Annotated in this window: 15 protein-coding genes and 1 other annotated feature; of the genes, 8 read left to right on the top strand and 7 right to left on the bottom strand. The window is 47.2% G+C overall.

What is annotated here, in order from left to right:
- The first annotated feature begins 37 nt into the window (after nt 1–37).
- Nucleotides 38–1,468 (top strand): bifunctional D-glycero-beta-D-manno-heptose-7-phosphate kinase/D-glycero-beta-D-manno-heptose 1-phosphate adenylyltransferase HldE, encoded by a 1,431-nt coding sequence (hldE, locus tag FCU94_RS11225; RefSeq protein WP_176288627.1) that lies wholly within the window; start codon nt 38–40, stop codon nt 1,466–1,468.
- Between the two features lie 133 nt (nt 1,469–1,601).
- Here the strand turns inward: hldE and arcA are convergent, their stop codons facing one another.
- Nucleotides 1,602–2,318: a two-component system response regulator ArcA gene (gene arcA, locus FCU94_RS11220; RefSeq protein WP_176288626.1), complete on the bottom strand. Its 717-nt coding sequence runs from the start codon at nt 2,316–2,318 to the stop codon at nt 1,602–1,604.
- 321 nt (nt 2,319–2,639) lie between these two features.
- On the opposite strand from arcA, the gene FCU94_RS11215 reads away from it, so the two are divergent.
- Nucleotides 2,640–3,032 (top strand): DUF3293 domain-containing protein, encoded by a 393-nt coding sequence (locus tag FCU94_RS11215; protein WP_255199258.1) that lies wholly within the window; start codon nt 2,640–2,642, stop codon nt 3,030–3,032.
- 34 nt (nt 3,033–3,066) lie between these two features.
- The gene (locus FCU94_RS11210; protein ID WP_176288625.1) at nt 3,067–3,552 is read left to right on the top strand and encodes a putative 4-hydroxy-4-methyl-2-oxoglutarate aldolase; all 486 of its coding nucleotides are present in this window, start codon (nt 3,067–3,069) and stop codon (nt 3,550–3,552) included.
- Here FCU94_RS11210 and FCU94_RS11205 read toward each other — a convergent pair.
- The gene (locus FCU94_RS11205; protein WP_176288624.1) at nt 3,549–4,013 is read right to left on the bottom strand and encodes a hypothetical protein; all 465 of its coding nucleotides are present in this window, start codon (nt 4,011–4,013) and stop codon (nt 3,549–3,551) included. The two genes, FCU94_RS11210 and FCU94_RS11205, sit on opposite strands and share 4 nt — an antisense overlap.
- 278 nt (nt 4,014–4,291) lie before the next feature.
- Nucleotides 4,292–4,410: a sequence feature (Thr leader region), on the top strand.
- A 29-nt stretch (nt 4,411–4,439) separates the two neighbouring features.
- On the opposite strand from FCU94_RS11205, the gene thrA reads away from it, so the two are divergent.
- From thrA to thrC, 3 genes are read left to right on the top strand one after another with little or no spacing between them, the layout of a single operon-like run.
- On the top strand, nt 4,440–6,899 hold the full coding sequence (thrA, locus tag FCU94_RS11200) for a bifunctional aspartate kinase/homoserine dehydrogenase I (RefSeq protein WP_176288623.1): 2,460 nt from the start codon (nt 4,440–4,442) through the stop codon (nt 6,897–6,899).
- Nucleotides 6,900–6,913: 14 nt separating this feature from the next.
- Nucleotides 6,914–7,870: a homoserine kinase gene (thrB, locus tag FCU94_RS11195; RefSeq protein WP_176288682.1), complete on the top strand. Its 957-nt coding sequence runs from the start codon at nt 6,914–6,916 to the stop codon at nt 7,868–7,870.
- The gene (gene thrC / locus FCU94_RS11190) at nt 7,867–9,150 is read left to right on the top strand and encodes a threonine synthase (RefSeq protein WP_176288622.1); all 1,284 of its coding nucleotides are present in this window, start codon (nt 7,867–7,869) and stop codon (nt 9,148–9,150) included. The genes thrB and thrC overlap by 4 nt, the downstream gene beginning before the upstream one ends.
- A gap of 135 nt (nt 9,151–9,285) precedes the next feature.
- Here thrC and FCU94_RS11185 read toward each other — a convergent pair whose 3' ends face one another.
- The 4 genes from FCU94_RS11185 to mtnN all read right to left on the bottom strand — a co-directional run bounded on the left by FCU94_RS11185 (nt 9,286) and on the right by mtnN (nt 12,474).
- Nucleotides 9,286–9,906, bottom strand: a complete 621-nt coding sequence (locus tag FCU94_RS11185; protein ID WP_176288621.1) for a TRIC cation channel family protein — start codon at nt 9,904–9,906, stop codon at nt 9,286–9,288.
- A 72-nt stretch (nt 9,907–9,978) separates the two neighbouring features.
- Entirely contained in the window at nt 9,979–10,797 is an 819-nt protein-coding gene (gene btuF, locus FCU94_RS11180) for a vitamin B12 ABC transporter substrate-binding protein BtuF (protein ID WP_176288620.1), read from the bottom strand.
- Nucleotides 10,798–11,751 carry a cobalamin biosynthesis family protein gene (locus tag FCU94_RS11175; RefSeq protein ID WP_176288619.1) on the bottom strand — a complete coding sequence of 318 codons (954 nt, stop codon included), beginning with the start codon at nt 11,749–11,751 and terminating at the stop codon, nt 10,798–10,800.
- 27 nt (nt 11,752–11,778) lie between these two features.
- On the bottom strand, nt 11,779–12,474 hold the full coding sequence (mtnN, locus tag FCU94_RS11170) for a 5'-methylthioadenosine/S-adenosylhomocysteine nucleosidase (RefSeq protein ID WP_176288618.1): 696 nt from the start codon (nt 12,472–12,474) through the stop codon (nt 11,779–11,781).
- A gap of 205 nt (nt 12,475–12,679) precedes the next feature.
- Between mtnN and rpsO the strand changes: the two genes are divergently transcribed.
- A complete protein-coding gene (gene rpsO / locus FCU94_RS11165; RefSeq protein WP_005380094.1) occupies nt 12,680–12,949 on the top strand; it encodes a 30S ribosomal protein S15 in 270 nt (89 codons plus the stop codon).
- An 82-nt stretch (nt 12,950–13,031) separates the two neighbouring features.
- On the opposite strand, the gene FCU94_RS11160 is transcribed toward rpsO, so the two are convergent.
- Nucleotides 13,032–13,181 (bottom strand): hypothetical protein, encoded by a 150-nt coding sequence (locus FCU94_RS11160; RefSeq protein ID WP_176288617.1) that lies wholly within the window; start codon nt 13,179–13,181, stop codon nt 13,032–13,034.
- A gap of 106 nt (nt 13,182–13,287) precedes the next feature.
- On the opposite strand from FCU94_RS11160, the gene pnp reads away from it, so the two are divergent.
- Nucleotides 13,288–15,420, top strand: a complete 2,133-nt coding sequence (gene pnp / locus FCU94_RS11155; protein ID WP_176288616.1) for a polyribonucleotide nucleotidyltransferase — start codon at nt 13,288–13,290, stop codon at nt 15,418–15,420.
- Nucleotide 15,421: the final 1 nt, after the last annotated feature.

Below are 15,421 nucleotides of genomic sequence, written 5' to 3'. Positions count from 1 at the left end.
CTAAACTTCTGCGCGAATTAGAATTTGGAGACCTACAATGAAGCCAATCCTGCCTAACTACAGTGATTCTGGTGTGTTGATCATTGGTGATGTGATGTTAGATCGCTATTGGTATGGCCCGACTGGGCGCATCTCACCAGAAGCGCCAGTACCTGTAGTCAAAGTAGAAAATAATGAAGAGCGTCCAGGTGGTGCTGCCAACGTAGCAATGAACATTGCTTCTCTCGGTGGTCACGCTCATATTGTTGGCTTAACTGGGATTGATGAGCCTGCGAAGGTATTGAACGAAACTCTATCCGCGCTCAAAGTAAAATGTGATTTCGTTGGTTTGCCGAACTACCCAACCATTACCAAGCTACGTGTGCTGAGTCGTGGTCAGCAACTGATCCGTCTTGATTTCGAAGACCAGTTTGAAAACGTCGAGTCAGATCTGATCCTCGATCGAATGGAGCGCGCGCTACCCAAAGTGAATGCCGTAGTGTTATCGGATTACGCGAAAGGCGCACTTGAACACGTTCAGTTATTTATCCAAAAAGCACGTGCGGCTAAGGTTCCGGTGTTTATTGATCCTAAAGGTGCTGATTTCGAGCGCTATCGTGGGGCGACCTTGCTGACGCCAAATATGGCGGAATTTGAACTGGTCGCGGGCAAAGTAAAATCAGACCAAGACCTGATTGAAAAAGGCTTAGCGCTGATTGAAGAGTTTGACTTCGAAGCGCTACTTGTCACTCGCAGCGAACACGGTATGACATTATTACGTCGTGACCAAGAGCCTTTCCACCTGCCGACTCAAGCTCAAGAAGTCTATGATGTGACTGGGGCTGGCGATACGGTTATTTCGGTGTTGGCAGCGTCTGTCGCAGCGGGCAAACCTTTAGATGAAGCGTGCGCATTAGCAAACGCGGCGGCAGGGGTAGTGGTTGGCAAACTGGGTACGTCAACCGTATCGACCATTGAACTTGCTGAGGCTGTCCATGGTAGTCAAGATACTGATTTTGGCGTCATTAGCGAGAAGGCGCTGATTCAAGCGGTGAGAAACGCACAAATCAAAGGTGAGAAAGTCGTGATGACGAACGGCTGCTTTGATATTTTGCACGCGGGCCATGTGTCATACCTCAATCATGCGGCAGAGCTGGGTGACCGTTTAATCGTGGCAGTCAACACTGATGAGTCAGTCAAGCGCCTAAAAGGACCGGGACGCCCTGTTAATCCTACCGATCGCCGCATGGCGGTACTCGCGGGTTTAGGGGCTGTCGATTGGGTGGTGCCATTTGGTGAAGACACGCCACAGCGTCTGATTGGTGAAGTATTGCCTGATCTGCTCGTCAAAGGCGGCGATTATAAGCCAGAAGAGATCGCCGGTGGCAAAGAAGTGATCGCTAATGGCGGAGAGGTTAAAGTGCTTAACTTCGAAGATGGTTGTTCGACCACGGAAATTATCGATGCGATAAAAGGTGGTCGAGGTTAGATTACACTGATATCTGTTATGAAAAACGCCTGCTTGTCAGCAGGCGTTTTTGTTTTGGTTATTATGTTTACCTGAGCCATCCCCTGATAAAAAAATGGAGCCTAACGGCTCCATTTACAAACATAGTCGGCGATTAATCTTCTAGATCACCACAGAAGCGGTAGCCTTCACCATGAATGGTGGCAATAATTTCAGGTGTTCCTGAAACAGACTCAAAGTGCTTGCGGATACGGCGAATCGTCACGTCGACAGTGCGATCGTGCGGCTTAAGTTCACGTCCCGTCATTTTTTTCAAGAGGTCTGCACGGGTTTGGATTTTGCCTGGGTTTTCACAGAAGTGAAGCAACGCTCTGAACTCTGAACGTGGCAACTTATATCCATCACCGCTTGGGCTAACCAATGAGCGGCTATTGATATCTAGCACCCAACCGTTAAATACGTATTTGTCTACACTGCGCTTCTCTTCACTAACGGCACTTGAGTTCATTGAACGATTCAGCAAGTTGCGCGCACGGATGGTCAGTTCGCGTGGGTTAAATGGCTTAGTGATGTAGTCATCAGCACCAATTTCTAGACCAAGGATTTTATCCACTTCATTGTCGCGGCCAGTTAAAAACATCAGCGCAACGTTGGCTTGCTCACGAAGTTCGCGAGCGAGTAGTAGACCGTTCTTGCCTGGAAGGTTGATGTCCATGATAACCAGGTTAACTTGGTTATCAGACAACACCTGGTGCATCTCTTCACCGTCACTGGCCTCAAAAACAGCGTATCCCTCTGCTTCAAAAATACTCTTAAGAGTGTTACGAGTTACTTGCTCATCTTCAACAATAAGAATGTGCGGGGTTTGCATTGGCGGTACCTAAATTTGTGAAAAATTTGTGCTAATAGATTAAATTCTAGGCAAAAACATAACATACAGGTAATGTGATGTTGATAATAAACCAAAGATTATAAAATTACACTCTCTTTGATTGCCCGCCATCCTTGGTGCATTTGTCTCACTTTAGAGGTCCATCTTCCTCTGTGGTCTATTAGTCTTTGAGGCGGATTTTATAATGTTAACAGCATGCTAACAACGTCGAAATGTTAATTCCCAACACTTTGTTGATTTATATCAAGAGTTAGAATGTAACAAAAATTAATAGTATTCAATCAATGTATAACAATAGAAATGATGTCTATAGATGCCGAACTTTGGCGCGCGTATCAACAACCTTATTTTCGTTTTGAAGCGCTTCCTAAGGCGAATCAGTTCGCCATTATTACCGCATGGAACCCATCGAGTGTGTGGTGCTCATTGGTCGATAATGATAGAAACAATCAATGCTTAGCCGCAGATTTGGTCCATACTGGTTATAGTTGCGTACTAGTGGGAGACCAAAACTTCACTTGGGCTGAAGAGAGTTTTGCCGCACCAATCAGCCTCGAACAGGCAGTGGTACTCGGGCAGAAGTATGCTCAGAATGCTATCTATTTTATTGACGGAGAGCAGTTGTTCTTGCTCTCTTGCCAAGATGAAACACCACCACTGTTGTTAGGAGAGTGGCGACATCGCTGTCGATAGATGATTTATTATTTGCAAGTTCAAGGAGGAAACAATGAATGATATAACCCCAGATATCTGTGATAAGCACGAGGATAACGTGACATTACTCGAGCTACCACTACACAGTTTTGGTCGTAAGTTTGCGTTTTATGGTGAGATCGTCACTGTACGTTGTTACCACGATAATTCAAAAGTGAGAGAGATGCTCAGCCAAGATGGCACTGGCAAAGTGCTAGTGGTTGATGGGCACGGCTCTTGTCAGAAAGCGCTATTGGGCGACCAGCTTGCTATCCTTGCTATCGACAATCATTGGGAAGGGGTCATTGTCAACGGAGCGGTCCGCGATGTTGCCATGATGTCAGAAATGGACTTAGGTATTAAAGCGTTGGGTACTTGCCCGTTTAAGACCGAAAAGCGTGATGCGGGTGAAGTGAATGTGACCCTTACTATCCATAATCAGATGATCCAGCCCGGAGACTATATCTATGCCGATTGGAATGGTGTATTGATGTCGACCGAGTTGCTTGATTGGAGCTAAAAACGGAATCCTAAGCCGACTTCGAGCCCTTGTTGCCACTCTTGATAGTCAAGAGTGGCATGTATATCTAGGTTGTCAGTCAGTTTGACTCGGCTCGAGACTTCCGCTGCCATCGACGCTTCTTTTCCATCGACTTTATGTTCACTGCTGTATGAGTGCAGCGTACTTTTCACGGAGAATCTCGGCGTGAATTGATAACTCACCCCGCTGAGAAAACCAGTCTCATTGATCCTATTGTTACTGTTGTTTACCCGAGCGCCGACATAAAGGTCGAGATTATCGAACAGGTTGTAAGAGTACCCGCCGTCAATTTTCCACGAGTCGAAGTCTTGCTGATCGCTTTCGCTAAACATAAATAGCTTGTGTGGCGAGCGTTCTTGCTGAGCCGGAAGGGGAGGAAGTTCGGCAGCGAATAGCGGGCAGGCGAGCGCGAGCGCTGATAGGCATAGTATTCTTTTCATCGGCCACTCCTTTGCTCTGCTCTCCACTGCAAGACTAATTAAAGCATATTTCTTTTTATTACGTAGCAACTTTTATATAGCGATTAGTTATTATGATATGTGCCTCTGATTTCATTGTGTTTCGCTATGTATTTGTTAACCGATAATGGATCTTGGCCGTCATTAGGCCGCGTGTGAGTAAAAAATAACAACTTTTCGTTGACGTAGTCAGGAGAAATAGGGTAAACGTATGGGTAAGCAAACACACATCGTATAGACAATTATTCTTATGCAGCATCAGCACCTAGTAATGACCACAACCATTATTATTACCGACATCACAATTGTTGGGGCAGGCTGCTAAGCGAAAGAAATTCAAAAAAAGGCCTGTATCCAACCAGATACAGGCCTTTTTTTATGCCGTTTTTTGACACTTTGGAGGAAGGGATGCGAGTTTTAAAGTTTGGAGGATCATCATTAGCTGATGCTGATCGTTTTTTACGAGCAGCTGACATCATTGCTAATAATGCTCAGCAAGAAGAAGTCGCCGTTGTTTTATCGGCACCAGGAAAAACCACCAATAAACTGGTGGCAGTGATTGAAGGGGCGTTGAAAAATGGTCAAGCCGAGCTACAAATCGCCGAGCTAGAAGATTCATTTCGCGATCTTTTTCAAGAGATTAAGCTCGTACTGCCTAATATTGAAGGCAGTGGCTATGACCACCAAGTTAAGACGTCATTGTCTCAACTGAAGCAGTTCGTCCACGGCATCAATTTGTTGGGGATGTGTCCAGACAACGTTAATGCCCGCATTATCAGCAAAGGTGAGCGTGTCTCGATTCAACTGATGAAAGCGGTCTTGGAAGCGAAAGGCCAGCCAGCAAGCCTCATTGATCCTGTTGAATATCTTTTTGCACGTGGCGAACACTTAGAAGCCATGGTCGATGTGGAAATTTCGACGCAAAACTTCCGCCAAAATCCATTACCACAAGGGCATGTGAATATTATGCCCGGCTTTACCGCAGGTAACGAAAAAGGCGAGCTAGTGACCTTAGGCCGCAACGGTTCTGACTACTCTGCCGCGGTTTTAGCGGCTTGCTTACGCGCTGATTGCTGCGAAATCTGGACCGATGTGGACGGGGTTTATAACTGTGACCCTCGGTTGGTTGCCGATGCGCGACTACTAAAATCTCTGAGCTATCAAGAAGCCATGGAGCTGTCTTACTTTGGTGCTTCAGTTCTACACCCAAAAACCATCGCTCCCATCGCTCAATTCCATATTCCTTGCCTGATTAAAAACAGCTTCAACCCCCAAGGTGCCGGCACACTAATTGGTCAAGATACTGGTGAAGATAACCTAGCCATCAAAGGGATCACGACCTTAAGCGACTTAACTATGGTTAACGTCTCCGGCCCTGGTATGAAAGGCATGGTCGGTATGGCGAGCCGTGTGTTTGGCGCTATGTCATCTGCGGGGGCATCGATTGTACTCATCACTCAATCTTCGTCTGAGTACAGCATCAGTTTCTGTATTGAAGCGCAAGATAAGGCGCTCGCTGAGCAAGCCTTGAGTGAGACGTTTGAGCTAGAGCTAAAAGATGGCTTGCTTGAGCCGGTCGAATTTATCGACGATGTGGCTATCGTCACTCTCGTTGGGGATGGCATGCGCACTTCTCGCGGCGTGGCTTCTCAGTTCTTCTCATCTCTTGCTGAAGTGAATGTTAACATCGTCGCGATTGCTCAAGGCTCTTCTGAGCGTGCGATTTCAGCGGTGATTCCAGAAGATAAAATTTCAGAAGCGATCAAAGCGTGTCACGAAAATCTATTCAACTCGAAGCACTTCTTGGATGTGTTTGTTGTCGGTGTTGGTGGTGTTGGTGGTGAGCTGGTGGATCAAATTGGTCGTCAGCAAGCCAAACTGGCCGAAAAGGGCATCGTGTTACGAGTTTGTGGTTTAGCGAACAGTAAAGGCCTGTTACTCGACAGTGAAGGTTTGCCGTTAGAACACTGGCGTGACCGAATGAAAGACGCGTCAGAAGCGTTTAGTTTGGCTAGCCTTATTTCGCTTGTACAGCGCAATCATATCATTAACCCGGTTTTGGTTGATTGTACGTCGAGCGAAGTCATCGCCAATCAATATACCGATTTCTTAGCGGCGGGTTTCCACGTGGTTACGCCGAACAAGAAAGCCAATACCTCGAGCATGGCTTACTACCATCAGTTACGTGATGTCGCGCGTACCTCACGCCGTAAGTTGATGTACGAAACAACAGTGGGTGCAGGCTTGCCGGTTATCGAAAACCTACAAAACCTCATTTCAGCCGGTGATGAGTTGGAGCGCTTTAGCGGTATCCTATCAGGCTCGTTATCCTACATCTTCGGTAAGCTTGATGAAGGCATGACGCTAAGCCAAGCGACCAATATTGCCAAAGATAATGGCTTTACTGAACCCGATCCTCGTGATGATCTCTCGGGCATGGATGTCGCGCGCAAGCTTTTGATCTTGGCACGTGAAGCTGGCATGAGCCTAGAGCTAGAAGACGTTATTGTTGACCAAGCGCTACCACCTGGTTTTGACGATTCAGGCAGTGTCGAAGAGTTTATGCAGCGTTTACCCGAAGCAGATGCTTACTTCCAACAACTTTCTGCACAAGCAGCACAAGAGGGTAAAGTCTTGCGTTATGTAGGGGAAATTGCAGATGGTCAGTGTCGAGTGAGTATTGCGGCAGTCAATGAAAATGACCCTATGTTTAAGATTAAAGATGGTGAGAACGCATTGGCATTCTACAGCCGTTATTACCAGCCGATCCCATTAGTACTGCGTGGCTATGGCGCAGGGACAGAAGTCACAGCTGCTGGGGTTTTTGCTGATGTTATGCGTACGTTAGGTTGGAAATTAGGAGTATAAAAATGAGTCGAGGTATGGATGTCGTTGTTTATGCTCCAGCGTCAATTGGTAACGTCAGTGTGGGCTTTGATGTATTAGGCGCCGCTGTGTCGCCGATTGATGGCACGCTGCTTGGCGATCGTGTTGAGGTTAAAGCAGGTAGTGAACCATTTAGCTTGAACACCGCGGGCCGTTTTGTCTCTAAACTGCCAGATAACCCGAAAGAGAACATTGTTTATGACTGCTGGCGTGTGTTTGCTCGCGAGTTAGACAAAAAAGGCCAAGCGCTACTGCCCGTGGAAATGACGCTTGAGAAAAACATGCCGATCGGATCGGGTTTAGGCTCGAGCGCGTGCTCGATTGTTGCGGCGTTAGATGCGTTAAACCGTTTCCACGGTGAACCACTTGATGAAACGGAACTGCTCGCACTAATGGGTGAGATGGAGGGCCAGATCTCAGGTGGTATCCATTATGATAATGTCGCCCCTTGTTATCTGGGTGGTGTGCAATTAATGTTGGAAGAGCTTGGGATTATCAGCCAAGAAGTCCCATGTTTTGATGATTGGTACTGGGTAATGGCTTACCCGGGGATCAAGGTGTCGACGGCAGAGGCACGGGAGATTTTGCCCTCTCAATATCGCCGCCAAGACATTATTGCCCATGGTCGCCATTTGGCGGGCTTTATTCACGCTTGTCACTCTGGTCAGCCAGAGCTAGCGGCAAAAATGATCAAAGACGTGATCGCAGAACCATATCGTGAGAAACTGCTACCGGGCTTTGCTGATGCGCGTAAATACGCGGCAACAGCGGGCGCTTTGGCAACCGGGATCTCTGGAAGTGGCCCGACGCTATTTAGCATTTGTAGAGAGAAAGATGTCGCTGAGCGAGTTGCTCGCTGGTTAGAACAAAACTACGTACAAAATGAACAAGGATTCGTCCATGTTTGTCGTCTAGACAAGCAAGGTTCGATCGTTACAGGAAGTGAGCTATGAAGCTTTACAATATAAAAGAAAATGATGAACAAGTTTCCTTTGGCCAAGCCGTTCGCCAAGGGTTAGGTCGTAACCAAGGCCTTTTCTTTCCGTCAGAACTGCCTCAGTTTGACGATGTGGATGCACTTTTAGCAGAGGACTTTGTTTCTCGCAGCACAAAAATTCTGTCGGCACTGATTGGTGACGAGCTAGCAGAAGAGCAAGTCAACGCTATGGTCGATGCGGCATTTCAGTTCCCGGCACCGATTAATCAAGTAAAAGATGGTGTTTATGCATTAGAGCTGTTTCATGGTCCAACGCTTGCGTTTAAAGATTTTGGTGGCCGTTTTATGGCCCAATCTTTGGCTGCCGTTTCTGATGGCGGAAAGATCACTATCCTAACTGCTACGTCAGGGGATACGGGCGCGGCAGTCGCGCATGCTTTCTACGGTATGGAAGACATTAATGTCGTGATTCTTTATCCGAAAGGCAAAATTAGCCCGCTACAGGAAAAGCTGTTCTGTACTCTAGGTAAGAATATCCACACTGTCGCGATCGATGGTGATTTTGATGCGTGTCAGTCGCTAGTGAAACAAGCATTTGATGATGCTGAGCTACGTAAAGAGATTGGCCTAAATTCAGCGAACTCAATCAACATCTCACGCCTAATGGCGCAAATCTGTTACTACTTTGAAGCGGCTTCACAGCTAACCAAACATCAGCGCGAAAACTTAGTAATTTCCGTACCAAGTGGCAACTTCGGCAACTTAACCGCTGGTCTGTTGGCAAAAGCGCTTGGCTTGCCAATCAAACGCTTTATCGCTGCCACTAATGAAAACGATACGGTGCCACGTTACTTGGAAACAGGTCAATGGGATCCGAAACCAACCGTTGCAACCACGTCTAACGCGATGGATGTGAGCCAGCCCAATAACTGGCCACGCATTGAAGAGCTGTGCAAGCGAAAAGGTTGGGGTTTGGATACCTTAGGCAAGGGTAAAGTGTCTGATGAGCAAAGTGCAGAGTCTGTGCGCGATCTACAAGCGCAAGGTTACCTTTGTGAGCCACATGGCGCGATCGCATACCGCTTGCTCGACGAGCAACTAAAAGAAGGTGAAACTGGTTTGTTCCTTTGTACTGCGCACCCTGCGAAGTTCAAAGAGGTGGTGGATGAGATCTTAGGCTCTGATATCGAACTACCAGGGCCACTGGCTAAGCACGCGGCAATGGAGCTTCTATCGGAAGATCTAGCTAACGACTTTGATTTACTCAAACAAGTGCTGCGTCGAGTGCAGAAATAATCAACGTAGATTTGAATACTAAAAAGGTCACTTCGGTGACCTTTTTTTGCTCCCACATCCTGAATTCATAGCGAAGCGTTCCTTATTAAAAAGGTGACACTTATTGCCAACCTTTCGAAATTTTCTCGCTTCTCGTCAGCGATTCAATGCAAATGTCGGCAGCGACAAATGCCAACGGATAGCGCCGAGACGAATCAGGAGGGTGGATAACACGCCCGCTAAGAAGGCGGTATCACTGTCACACCCTATTGCCAAAGCCGTCGTATGGAATACGCCACCAACAATACAAGCGGTCGCATAAACTTCACTTCTTAACACCATCGGTACTTCGCGGGCAAGCACGTCGCGAATGATTCCGCCGCCACAGCCTGTAATTACGCCCATAATAATGGCGACTAAAGCTGAATCTTGATAATCCATGGTTTTTTCAACCCCGATCCCAACAAATGCGGCTAAACCGATTGCATCGCAGACAGGTAGGATCCACCAAGCCAGTCGTTTTGGCCGGCGAACAATCATCATGGTCAGAAGACAGGTGATCAAAATGGTCCATAAGTAGTTGGTATCGGTGATCCAAAATACCGGGGTTGCACCGAGTGCCATATCGCGGATCGTCCCACCGCCAATGGCAGTTACACTGCCCAATACGGCGACACCAAATGGGTCCATTTTTAGGCGGCCAGCCAGAAGCACACCTGAAATCGCAAACACAGCGGTACCGAACAGGTCGATAATGTAGAGCAGCATGGAATCCATGTTACTAATATCTCTTACAAATTAGCAGAATAGAAAGTGAGGTTGGATTGTACGAGATCTCATCGTTAATCGTTAGCCTTTTTGGCGTACGGTTTCAAAATACTCACATACTTGCTTGATGGCTTTGAGTGTTCTTGGTGTTGGGCGGTTGATCCAATCTGAATTAAGTGACCATAACGCTTTATTTTGTAGTGCATCTAGCTGCGTTTGCCATTGATGCCACATACGACTGTCAGCAATGGCATGTTGTGAAGTAAAAATGACTTGTGGATTTTGTATTATGACTTGTTCAATGCCAACTTGTGGATAGGGGGCATCGCTGTTGGCAAAAATATTCTCGCCACCACAGAAGCGAAACACCTCACTGGGCCAGCGGTTTTGTGCCACGGTAATGATTGGCTGCTGGCTCAATTGATAAAAGTAACGTACTTTAACGTCGGTTTGATACTGAGATTTAAGCAGTTTGAGTTGATCTCGAAAGTGACGCGCGGCACCTTGTCCTATGCTGGGGTCGTCAGCAAACTGGCTGAGCTGCTCAATATTATTCGCAATATCATCGAGAGATTCGGTTTGTGAATAGTAGATAGGGATACCAAACTGCTCTAGTTTTTTGAGCTCACCGATAGGGTTGCCTGCGGGCCAAGCAATCACCAAGTCGGGTTGCAAGGTGATAATACGCTCAATTTTAATGCCCTGATAGTTAGACACTTTTTCCAATTTCTGTGCTTTGGGTGGGTAGTCGCTGTGTTCACTCACTGCGATGAGTTTATCACCCAGTCCCGCTGCAAAAGCGATTTCAGTCGCGTGTGGCGCTAAACTGACGACGCGTTGGACGGCAGCATTTGCCCCTCCCACGATGAGTAGAGACATGAGTGCGATAAGAGCGCGCATTTATATTCCTTGATTGACCAAGCCCATCAGCAGGCTTTGAATGATGATCCAAGCAAACATGCGCCAAGCGAGTAGTTTCTGTACTTGTGCAACATGGATAGCGGAAGGTGCAATTCGCCCCCCTAGCTTGGCTCTAACTGCTTTGTGACGTGCATAAATCGCAGGGCCACCAAGCGATAACTCTAGCTTCGCCCCCACACTGACAATCAGCCATGCAGGTCCAGGCAACGGCCAAGACGGTGCTTGCTGGCGTATCAACTGGATACACGCTGAGGCGCGTTGGCCACAAGCAATCATGACAGCGAACAGGCGCAGTGGGATAAAATCGAGAATGGCGACGGCTTTAATCGCCGGAATACCAAAGGGAGAGAAGCTTGGGCGTGAAGGCGACCAAGCTCGAGCTAGTTCAACCGCCATACGGTAAAGAAAGGCCCCGATCCCTCCAGCGAGCGCATACCAAAATAAAACGCCAATGACGTTGCGGCCGTAACTCATGATAAGTGTTTCGCTCCCTGCTTTCCCTAGGCCTAATAGTGACAGAGACTCGGTGCAGCGGTTAACGAGTGGCGTAAGCAGCATTTTCGCCTGCTCTTTATCTTCACGAGCCATCGCTGCGACAAATTGCGCAGTGAATTTATCGGTATTACGCCAATCAATGGCCAGTAGGAGAAATGCTAGTTCGAACAGCTGTGGTTGCCACACTAATGGCTTGAGAGCGATCAATACTGCCAACATAGGAACAATCATCAACAGCCACGCGAGAGTGCCAGAAATGATACTTTGCTGATAGCTGTTGTTGGTATTGACTTTATCGGCTAGTTGCTCGGCAAACTTATGCCAAACAATCGCGGGATGCGCTTCTCTAGGGAAGGGAAGCAACAAGTGACAAAGCAGGGCGCCCCAAAGAACCAAGAGCGCACCGTTGGCGTAGAGTTGGTTAAACAAATCTTCCATGATCTTGCTGTCTTCCCTTTGACTCAGTTACTTGAGCAGTTCAACCATTTTGAACACCATTTCCGATGAGCTCTTTGCCGCCAAAGGAAGGAATTCATCAAAGCTCATGCTGGCTTCTTTGTCAGCGACATCAGAGATAGCGCGTACCACAACAAAAGGCACGTTGAACTGATGACAGGTTTGCGCAATTGCCGCTGCCTCCATCTCTACTGCAACAACTGATGGGAAGTGAGTGCGGATAAATGCTTGACGTTCCGCGCTGCACACAAAAGCATCGCCTGTACAGATTAAGCCACGTACCGCGTGTTTGTCTTCCATTTGAGAGAGGGCTTGTTCTGCAATGTCCATGAGTTTTTCGTCTGCGAGGAAAGCGGCGGGTTGTTGCGCCATTTGTCCGATTTCGTAACCGAAAGCTGTGACGTCAGCATCGTGGTGACGAACTTCTGTCGAAATCACCACATCGCCCACGTTTAGGCTCGAGTCGAAACCGCCTGCTGAACCGGTATTAAGGACGACATCTGGTTGGTATTCGTCTAGCAAAATAGCGGTGCCTACCGCCGCTGATACTTTACCAATACCTGACTGAAGCAAGACAACATCAACGCCGTTGATTTGACCTGAGAAGTAGGTACAACCGGCTTTGCTGACTTCCTCACGGTTTTTTATTGCTTGTTTAAGAATTGAAACTTCTTGTTCCATTGCACCGATGATGCCGATTTTCATAGGGAATCCTGTTAATTCAATTAGGTAGGTTTGGTGCTGATAAGTGTAACAGAAATGCTTTGGATGGGAATCTTGTCGTTATCGCTTTAGTGTCAAATAGCGGTTGCTTAAGCGCGGTGCATCCCCTATAATTCGCGCTCCTCGTGTCGGCTGAATCAGAGATTGGCTGGCACAGTTATTAACCTACTCTTATTAGGAGAGAATTATGTCTCTGAATGCAGAAACTAAAGCAGCAATCGTTGCAGAATACGCTCAAGGTGAAGGCGATACTGGTTCACCAGAAGTACAAGTAGCTCTACTGACTGCTTCTATCAACCACCTACAAGGTCACTTTAAAGCACACAAAGGCGATCACCACAGCCGTCGTGGTCTGCTACGTATGGTTTCTCGTCGTCGTAAGCTTCTAGATTACCTAAAAGGTAAAAATCTAGCTCGCTACCAAGACCTAATCAAGCGTCTAGGGCTACGTCGCTAATCAGCGACTGCATAGCAGTTTGTCGAAAAAGGGGCTTTCAGCCCCTTTTTTGTTGCCTGTTATTTATTTTGGTTGTGATGGCTTAGCCAAATCCAATTAATCCCGCTATACTACGCCCGCACGCTTTTTGAACCCCAAGTTGGTCATAAAGCATGAGTAACAAGTTCATCGCATTACAGTCAACCACGTCGACCAAAAGGTCGCGACTATTCAAAATGAATTTAGTCGTCATTTGCCATCGCTCAGTTCATTTTCACTAGTCGCGATTTGTAATGCCTTGAGTATCAATCAATACACTCTGAGCTGTATTTATAGTCGCTCAGAAACAAGGAATAACAATGTTCGAAAAACCAGTTGTTAAAACGTTCCAGTACGGTAACCACACAGTTACTCTAGAAACTGGCGTTATTGCGCGTCAAGCTACCGCAGCCGTTATGGTAACGATGGATGATACCTCAGTATTCGTTTCTGTCGTTGGTAAAAAAGAAGCGGTGGAAGGTCAAGACTTCTTCCCTCTAACAGTTAACTACCAAGAGCGTACTTACGCTGCAGGTAAAATCCCTGGTGGTTTCTTCAAGCGTGAAGGTCGTCCATCTGAAGGTGAAACACTGACGGCTCGTCTAATCGACCGTCCAATTCGCCCTCTATTCCCGGATGCATTCAAAAACGAAGTTCAGGTTATCGCAACCGTTATGTCGGTAAACCCTGACGTTCAACCAGACATCGTAACAATGATCGGTACTTCTGCTGCTCTTGCTATCTCTGGTATCCCGTTCAACGGTCCTATCGGTGCAGCACGTGTTGGTCACGTTGATGGTCAACTTGTACTGAACCCAAGCAACACTGAGCTAGAAACATCTAAGCTTGACCTAGTGGTTGCAGGTACTGAAGGCGCTGTTCTTATGGTTGAATCAGAAGCTGACAACCTAACAGAAGAAGAGATGCTATCTGCGGTAGTATTTGGTCACGATCAACAGCAAGCAGTTATCTCTGCAATCAACGAGTTCGCTGCTGAAGTCGCGACTCCAGCTTGGGATTGGGTTGCTCCTGAAGAGAACACTGCGCTTAAAAACCGTATCGCTGAACTCGCAGAAGCGAAACTTGTAGAAGCTTACCAAATCACTGAAAAGATGGCGCGTTACGATCGTATCCACGCTATCGCTGGTGAAGTAAACGAAGTGCTGCTTGCTGAAGATCCAGAAGCAAACACCAAAGAAATTCACACTATCTTCCACGATCTAGAGAAGACAGTTGTTCGTCGTAGCATCATCGCGGGTAACCCACGTATCGATGGTCGTGAAAAAGACATGGTTCGTGCGCTTGACGTACGTACTGGCGTTCTTCCACGTACTCACGGTTCTTCACTATTCACTCGTGGTGAAACTCAGGCAATCGTAACGGCGACTCTAGGTACGCAACGCGACGCTCAAATCATCGACGAGCTAACAGGTGAGCGTAAAGATCACTTCCTACTACACTACAACTTCCCTCCATACTGTGTAGGCGAAACGGGTTTTGTAGGTTCTCCTAAGCGTCGTGAAATTGGCCACGGTAAACTGGCTAAGCGTGGTATTGCTGCTGTAATGCCATCAGTAGACGAGTTCCCGTACACAGTACGTGTCGTATCAGAAATCACAGAATCTAACGGTTCTTCTTCAATGGCTTCTGTATGTGGTACTTCTCTAGCACTTATGGATGCGGGTGTGCCAATTAAAGCGTCTGTTGCGGGTATCGCAATGGGTCTGGTTAAAGAAGGCGACGACTTCGTGGTTCTTTCTGACATCCTTGGTGATGAAGACCACCTAGGTGACATGGACTTTAAAGTAGCAGGTACTAACGACGGTATCACTGCACTTCAGATGGATATCAAGATCGAAGGTATCACTAAAGAGATCATGCAAATTGCGCTTAACCAAGCGCAAGGTGCACGTAAGCACATCCTTTCTGTAATGGATGAAGCTATCTCTGGTGCTCGTGAAGATATCTCTGAGTTCGCTCCGCGTATTCACACAATGAAGATCAGCGCTGAGAAGATCAAAGACGTTATCGGTAAAGGTGGTGCCGTTATCCGTGCTCTAACTGAAGAGACAGGTACCACTATCGAAATCGAAGATGACGGTACAATCAAGATTGCGGCAACTGAAGGTACAGCTGCGAAAGAAGCAATCCGCCGTATCGAAGAGATCACGGCTGAAGTTGAAGTGGGCCGTATCTACACAGGTAAAGTTGCGCGTCTTGCTGACTTCGGTGCGTTCGTTACTATCCTTCCAGGTAAAGATGGTCTAGTACACATCTCTCAAATCGCAGACAAGCGTGTTGAGAAAGTGTCTGACTACCTAGCTGAAGGTCAAGAAGTTCAAGTTAAAGTTCTTGAAATCGACCGTCAGGGCCGCGTTCGTCTAAGCATGAAAGAAGCGGTAGAAAAGAGTGAAGAAGCGGCAGCGGAAGAAAAACCTGCAGCAGACGCTTAAT

The organism is Vibrio sp. JPW-9-11-11 (genome assembly GCF_013369335.1).
Classification (GTDB): Bacteria; Pseudomonadota; Gammaproteobacteria; order Enterobacterales; family Vibrionaceae; genus Vibrio.
The sequence above is the reverse complement of the archived record's forward strand: the minus strand, read 5'-3'. Positions and strand labels throughout refer to the sequence as shown.